We start from the raw sequence: 6,178 nt of genomic DNA, 5'->3' as shown, positions 1-6,178 counted from the left end.
GTCCGACCAGTCCTGCCCGCCGTTGCCGGACCCGGTGGCCACGATGCGCCCGCTGACCGGGTCGTACATGGTCCCCCCCGTCTGCGCGGACATGGGCGCGCCAACGGATGCGCCGGGCATGCCTTGCGGTGTCGGGGTGCCGTACGGGACGGCATAGGTCGCACCGTCGCCGGGGTAGGGCGCGACGGGCTGGCCGTGCCCCTGGGGCATGGCGCCCTGCGGGTGGGTGGGCTGCCCGGTATGCGCGGTGGCGGGACTGGGCGGCAGCAGTGCTCCGTGCGACAGGGTGGGGTCCAGTTCCGCGCCAAAGCGCAGGTCTTCGGCGTACAGGGTGTCCCCTTCGGCAAAGGCCACGGCGCGGGTGATGCAGTTCTTCACCTCGCGCACGTTGCCCGGCCAGGCGTAGGCCAGCAGCTTTTCCAGCGCCCCGCGCGAAAGGCCCATGGCAGGGCGCTTCAGGGTTTGCGCGGCCTGCTTCAGGAAATAGTCGGCCAGGGCGGGGATGTCCTCGCGCCGGTCGCGCAGGGGGGGCGTGTTGATGGTGATTACCGCCAGCCGGTAGTACAGGTCTTCGCGGAAGGTGCCCTGGCGGGCGCATTCCTTCAGGTCCACGTTGGTGGCGGCTATGATGCGCGCGTCGAAGGGCAATTCGTCGTCACTGCCCAGGGGCCGGATGCGCCGCACCGACAGGGCGCGCAGCAGGGCCTGCTGCACCTTGGGCGAGGCGTTGCCGATTTCGTCGAGGTGCAGCGTGCCACCGTCGGCGGCCACGAAGGCGCCCTTGCGCTCTCCTCGCGCCTCGGAAAAGGCCCCCTTCACGTGCCCGAACAGGGCGTCCAGCAACAGGTTTTCGTCCAGCGCGCCGCAATTGATGGAGATGAACGGCCCTTCCGCGCGGTCGCTGGTCATGTGGATGGCCTCGGCGGCCAGTTCCTTGCCTGTGCCCGTCTCGCCGATGATCAGCACGTCGGCCTCCACTCCGGCGGCCTTGCGGATCATGCCGCGCAGGTTGCGAACCGATTCGCTGGTGCCCACGATGCCGGGCATGGTGTCCTGCGGCGAAAGCTGGCTTTGCGGCTGCTGTTGCGCGATTTCCGTGTCCAGACATACCCGCTGACGCCGCCGGGTGGACTGGATGTGTTCTTCGCGCAGGCGCAGTTCTTCGTTGCGCGCCTGCAAGGCGGCCAGCATTTCGTTGGTGGTGTGGCACAGGGCTTCCGCCTCGGGGTGCACCCGGCCCAGATCTATGGGGGCAAGGTCGCCCGATTCCAGTTTGACGCTGGTTTCCTCGGCAATGCGGTGCAACGGACCGGCAATGCCGCGTCCCAGCATGCCCAGGATGAACGCGGCAACGGCGCTGGCACACAGCCCGAACACGAACAGCGCCCCGTACAGTTTGTAGGACGCGGCCATGGCCAGGAAACTGGTGTCGGTATAGGCGATGCCGCCCACCACCACGGTGCTGGCGCCGGGGCCTTCGCTGAAGGTGACCGGTGCGTAGCTTATGTAGAAGGCGCGGTTCATGGGCGAGGGGTCTTCCAGCATGGTGCCCAGGCGGCTCTGCCCGGAATTGCCGGACTGCACCTCCGTCACCATGCCCCAGTACCGTTCCTGCTCCGGGTTGGGGCGAAAGGCCGCCTCGAAGCCGGGGCGTCCGAAATCGCCGCGCATGCCCGAGCGCACCGTGTCGGTGGACAGGTCCAGGTTGGGATGTTCCGGCGATTCCGACTGGAACAGGATCCAGCCGTGCGCGTCGAAGAAGAAGCTGCGGTGCTTCTCCGTCTCTTCCGGAAAAATGTACAGCGGGGAGCGGCGCGATGCGTACACCGACAGCACGTTGCGCAGGGCCAGCATGTCCACCGACAGGGTGAGCAGGCCGGTCTGGTTGCCCGCGGCGTCCAGCACGGGCGTGGTCAGCCGCAGTACGTGCATGGACAGCCCCTGCACGGTGCCCGCCGTGGGCACGGAGGGGTAGACCACCTCGGTGGGGGCGGAAATGCGCACGAAGCCGGGCTTGGGCTCCTGCGTGTTCTGGCGGGTCAGCGGGCCGAAACGGGTGGCCAGGGCCTGCTCCAGCGGCACCATCCACACGTCGCGGCCGGTGTTCAGCAACAACAGGCGGTTGTCCGGCGTGGAGCCCTGATAGGCGATTTCGCGGTACAGGGTGCCCATGGTCTCGGCGCGGGTGCGCAGGTGGTGGGCCAGAGAGGCGGAGGAAATGTCGGTGCGGGCAAGGTAGAGCAGTTCGCGCCGGGCCTGCTGAAGCACCTGCTCCATCTCGTGGGCCTGTGACAGGGTGGCCAGCAGCGAGCTGCGCCCCAGCGCGTCGTGCAGGAAGTTCTGGGAAATGCGGTGGGAGATCATTCCGCTGATGACCAGCAGCAGCATGAACGCGGGCAACGCCGCGAAGAGCAGCCGTTTGGCGATGCTCCATTCCGAGAAATTGCCTTCCAGTCGGAACAGCGTGCCGAACAGCGGCGGCCTGTAGTAGCGCATGCCTTCTCCGTGCCAGGGGTGTGGGGCGGAGGTCGCCCATATGAGGACCGGGCGCCGGAACGCCCGCTTCCGACAAGGTTCGTTATCTCATGTTTCCGGGGCGGGCATGTTCCTGGCGGCGTGCGGTCCGTTTACAACCGCTGCGCCGTGTATGCCCACTGCATTCGCATGATGCGTACACCCTTGTGTATGGCGCTTCCCGCGCCTTTCGCAACATGCGTCACGAAAGGGGGTGATTGGCGGGAGCGGGGTGCCCTTTTTTTGTGCGACGGTTGAGAAATTATGTACAAGGCTTTGCGCAATCGTGCAAGCGCAACTTGCGCGAAGTGAAATTATTTCTTAAAAATCGGAGTATTAAATTGTCTGGCACGCGGATTGCTATCTCATGATCGCGCGGCATCAACCGCGCAATGCATGGGACCAAAACCGCACTCCAAGGGGGGGTGCGGGTGGACGCAAAGGCGGGCTCCGACGCCGGACGGGATCGCAAGACGCGAGGACGGGCCGGAGGCGGTAGCCGAAAAGGGCGGCAGGGCTGCCCGCAACCTGGAGGATGCACATGAGAAAGATCAAGACGCTGTTCATGTCGCTGCTGACGTTCGTGCTGGCCATTCCCGGCCTGGCGCTGGCCGCTGGCGGCGGTGGCGCACCCGTGGTCATCGTGGCCGACACCCGCAAGCTGGACGGCGTGATGGCCTGGTGGGCCAACCTGTACAACGAGAGTCATGTCCAGTTCACCACGCTTACCATCATCCTGATCCCGCTGGTGGGCGTGCTCTTCGGCGTGCTTGCCGACATCGTGATGAACTGGATCGGCATCGACCTGAAGTCCCGCGAACTGGCCGAGCACTAGGCCGCGCCCGCACCAAAGGAGAACAACGATGGAATGGCTCTATATCCTCATGCCCATCGCGGGCGTTAAGATCTTCTGGCCCGGCCTGATCATTCTCGGCGTGGGCGTCGGCATCATCGGCGGCTTCTTCGGCATGGGCGGCGCCTGGATGGTTACCCCCGGCCTGAACATCCTCGGCTTCCCCATGGCCTTCGCCATCGGGACGGACATCGCCCACATGGCGGGCAAGTCGCTCATCTCCACCATGCGCCACGGCAAGTTCGGCAACGTGGACTACAAGCTGGGGATGATCATGCTGGTGGGTACCGTCGTGGGCTTCGAAGTGGGCGCACAGATGGTCATGTGGCTGGAACGGATAGGCAACGTCGAAAAGGTGGTGCGCTGGATCTACATCGCGCTGCTGGCCGCCATTGCCTGGATGGTCTTCCACGACGTGGCCAAGCGCCGCGAAAAGGAACGTGAAGCCGCAGCAAAGGGTGAAAAGCTTGCCGCCGGCGCAACCGGCGTCGAATGGCACAAGGCCCTGCACAAGATCAAGATTCCCCCCATGGTGCACCTGAAGGAAGCGGGCGTGTACTGCTCCGCGTGGCTGCCCATCGTCGTCAGCTTCGCCACCGGCTGGCTGGCGGGCATCCTGGGCATCGGCGGCGGCCTCATCCGCATGCCCGCCCTCATCTACCTCATCGGCTGCCCGACCCACGTGGCCGTCGGCACCGACCTGTTCGAAGTCATGATCTCCGGCCTGTACGGCGCCGCCACCTACACCTACAAGGGCCGCACCGAACTCGTGGCCGCCATGATCATGCTGGTGGGCGCTTCCGTGGGCGCGCAGGTTGGCGCCGTGGCCACCAAGTACATCAAGGGTTACGGCATCCGCATCGCCTTCGGCCTCGCCGTTGTCGGCTGCGCCCTCTCGATCCTGATGAAGCTCGTCCAGCCCTGGCTGCCCCAGTTCAAGAGCGTGCTCGACACTGGCGCCACCGTGCTGGTGCTGGGCCTGGTGTCCTGTATGTCGCTGTACATCTTCGTCCGCATGATTCAGGGCGTGAAGATGGAACTGGCCCGCAAGAAGGCTGCCTAGCCGCGCCGCGCACGAGAGAAGGAGAAAACATATGAGACGCTTTCTGCTGATGCTGCTCGTCGTGGCGCTGCCCCTCGGCCTGGTGGGCTGCGGTGAATACGGCAAGGTGGACCAGGGCCGGGTGATCGCATACGACAAGAACGCGAAAACCGTCACCCTGATCCAGGACAAGGCCATGGAGCCGCTGAACCCGGACTACTCCATCCTGCCCCCGCACACCTACAAGCTGCCCGTGGATCCCGCCGAAATGGGGCCGGAGCCCAAGGCCGGTCAGCGCATGAAGCTGGATACCAAGGCCAACATCATCCGTATCTTCAACACCAAGACCCAGGCGTTCGAAGACATCACGTTCAAGATGGTGGACCTGCAGGAGAACATCGACCGCAACCATCCGCTGGTGTACGACAAGGCCACGGAAACCGCGAAGAAGTTCCCCATGGTTGACCGCGACAAGAAGACCGTGACCATCTACTCCGGTCGCCAGAAGATGCTGTGCACCATCTCGATGCCTGACGAATACTTCGCCCTGCCCGATTCCACCTGGGACGCCGGTGACGAAGTGCGCGTGTACTACAAGGCCGAGGGCGTGTCCCTGCGCTTCATGAACATCACCAAGACCGACATCTTCAAGAAGTAGCCAGAGGGCGGCGGGGCTGGCAACAGCCCCGCCCCTTCCCCCCCTTCCGCCCCGCCATCACCGCGCAAGGCCATGTATGGATGACGCGATGGCGGGCCGGAACGGGCGGAAGAAGCCCGGCGGACATCAAGACAAGGAGCAACACCGTGGAAGACCAGATGGATTACGCAACCACCGTGGCCCACAAGCTGCTGGTGCTGACCATGAACCTGCTGGCCATCGCGGCGGTGTGCGCGGGCATGTACCGTGCCTCGTTCGTGCCGGACGAATTCACCCCGGTGTTCTTCAAGACGTTCTTTGCGGTGCTGGTTCCCTCGCTGGTGCTGGGCTGGTGCGCCAAGCGCTGGCTGCGCGCCCGGGGCCAGGCGTGACCAGATCGGTGCATCTGGCGCGCCTGCATCGGCGTTCCGGAAAGGTGGCGCTGCTGCTGCTGCTGGTCTGCGCGCTCAGCCTGGTGGACGGGCTGGTGGGCAGGATGCAGCAGGGCTTCAACCGCACCGACGCGCTGCCCGGCGGCGAATATCCGGTAAGCGGACCCCTGCCGCCCCAGACCGAAACCATAGAGGACATGGTCATCGAGGGCGGCACGGACGACAAGCAGGTGCGCCTTGTGCCCTATGAAATCTATTCCGGCTACTGGCTGGGCGGAAAGATGTGGCGCGGCGCCATCAAGGTGGGGACCAGCCCCGCCTCGGGCGAATACGTCATCCGCGTGCACGACAAGTACGGCGAAAAGCAGAACCCCACGCTGATCTTTGCGGTGGTGGTGTGGCCCGACGAGGCCACCATGAAGGCCAATGCGCCTGAACGGCTTACCCGCTGGTTCGGCATCAACCCCTTCGGCCTGTCCGCGCTGGTGCTGCCCTTCGCCCTGCTGGCGGGGCTGGGCAACTTCATGCTGGGCCGGGCCTGGGGCCGGGCCCTGCTGGCAGAGCGCAGCGCCGAAATCTACAAGCTGCTGCCCGCGCCCGACGGCGGCGGCAAGGACGTCACCTTCGGCCTTGGCGTGCAGCACGGGGTCAGTCCCGGCATGCGCTGCCGCATCCACCGCCCCGACGGCAGCCCGGTGGGCGAGGCGCGGGTTGTGGAATGCACCGCGCGCGACTGTGTG

6 protein-coding genes are annotated in these 6,178 nt (G+C 65.4%); 5 read left to right on the top strand and 1 reads right to left on the bottom strand.

The features are described 5' to 3' along the window. Nucleotides 1-2,496, bottom strand: a 2,496-nt coding sequence (locus FVW27_RS05830) for a sigma 54-interacting transcriptional regulator (RefSeq protein WP_167123526.1), incomplete at its 3' end; no start/stop codon positions are given. A gap of 559 nt (nucleotides 2,497-3,055) precedes the next feature. Here FVW27_RS05830 and FVW27_RS05825 point away from each other — a divergent pair. The 5 genes from FVW27_RS05825 to FVW27_RS05805 all read left to right on the top strand — a co-directional run. Beyond that, on the top strand, nucleotides 3,056-3,349 hold the full coding sequence (locus FVW27_RS05825; protein ID WP_167123524.1) for a DVU0150 family protein: 294 nt from the start codon (nucleotides 3,056-3,058) through the stop codon (nucleotides 3,347-3,349). 28 nt (nucleotides 3,350-3,377) lie between these two features. Continuing rightward, nucleotides 3,378-4,430, top strand: a complete 1,053-nt coding sequence (locus tag FVW27_RS05820) for a sulfite exporter TauE/SafE family protein (protein ID WP_167123522.1) — start codon at nucleotides 3,378-3,380, stop codon at nucleotides 4,428-4,430. A 31-nt stretch (nucleotides 4,431-4,461) separates the two neighbouring features. Further along, entirely contained in the window at nucleotides 4,462-5,067 is a 606-nt protein-coding gene (locus FVW27_RS05815; RefSeq protein WP_015945977.1) for a DUF4881 domain-containing protein, read from the top strand. A gap of 146 nt (nucleotides 5,068-5,213) precedes the next feature. Next, nucleotides 5,214-5,438: a hypothetical protein gene (locus FVW27_RS05810; RefSeq protein ID WP_155860552.1), complete on the top strand. Its 225-nt coding sequence runs from the start codon at nucleotides 5,214-5,216 to the stop codon at nucleotides 5,436-5,438. After that, nucleotides 5,435-6,178 (top strand): hypothetical protein (locus tag FVW27_RS05805; RefSeq protein WP_167123520.1); only part of this gene is annotated, 744 nt, incomplete at its 3' end. The genes FVW27_RS05810 and FVW27_RS05805, both read left to right, overlap by 4 nt.

This window comes from Nitratidesulfovibrio liaohensis, from assembly GCF_011682075.1.
Lineage (GTDB): Bacteria > Desulfobacterota > Desulfovibrionia > Desulfovibrionales > Desulfovibrionaceae > Cupidesulfovibrio > Cupidesulfovibrio liaohensis.
This window is presented reverse-complemented; position numbering and strand designations above follow the sequence as displayed.

Bases quoted from the DNA above. Each gene is read 5' to 3' on its own strand.
- FVW27_RS05825 (WP_167123524.1), top strand. From the start codon at position 3,056: ATGAGAAAGATCAAGACGCTGTTCATGTCGCTGCTGACGTTCGTGCTG.
- FVW27_RS05820 (WP_167123522.1), top strand. From the start codon at position 3,378: ATGGAATGGCTCTATATCCTCATGCCCATCGCGGGCGTTAAGATCTTC.
- FVW27_RS05815 (WP_015945977.1), top strand. From the start codon at position 4,462: ATGAGACGCTTTCTGCTGATGCTGCTCGTCGTGGCGCTGCCCCTCGGC.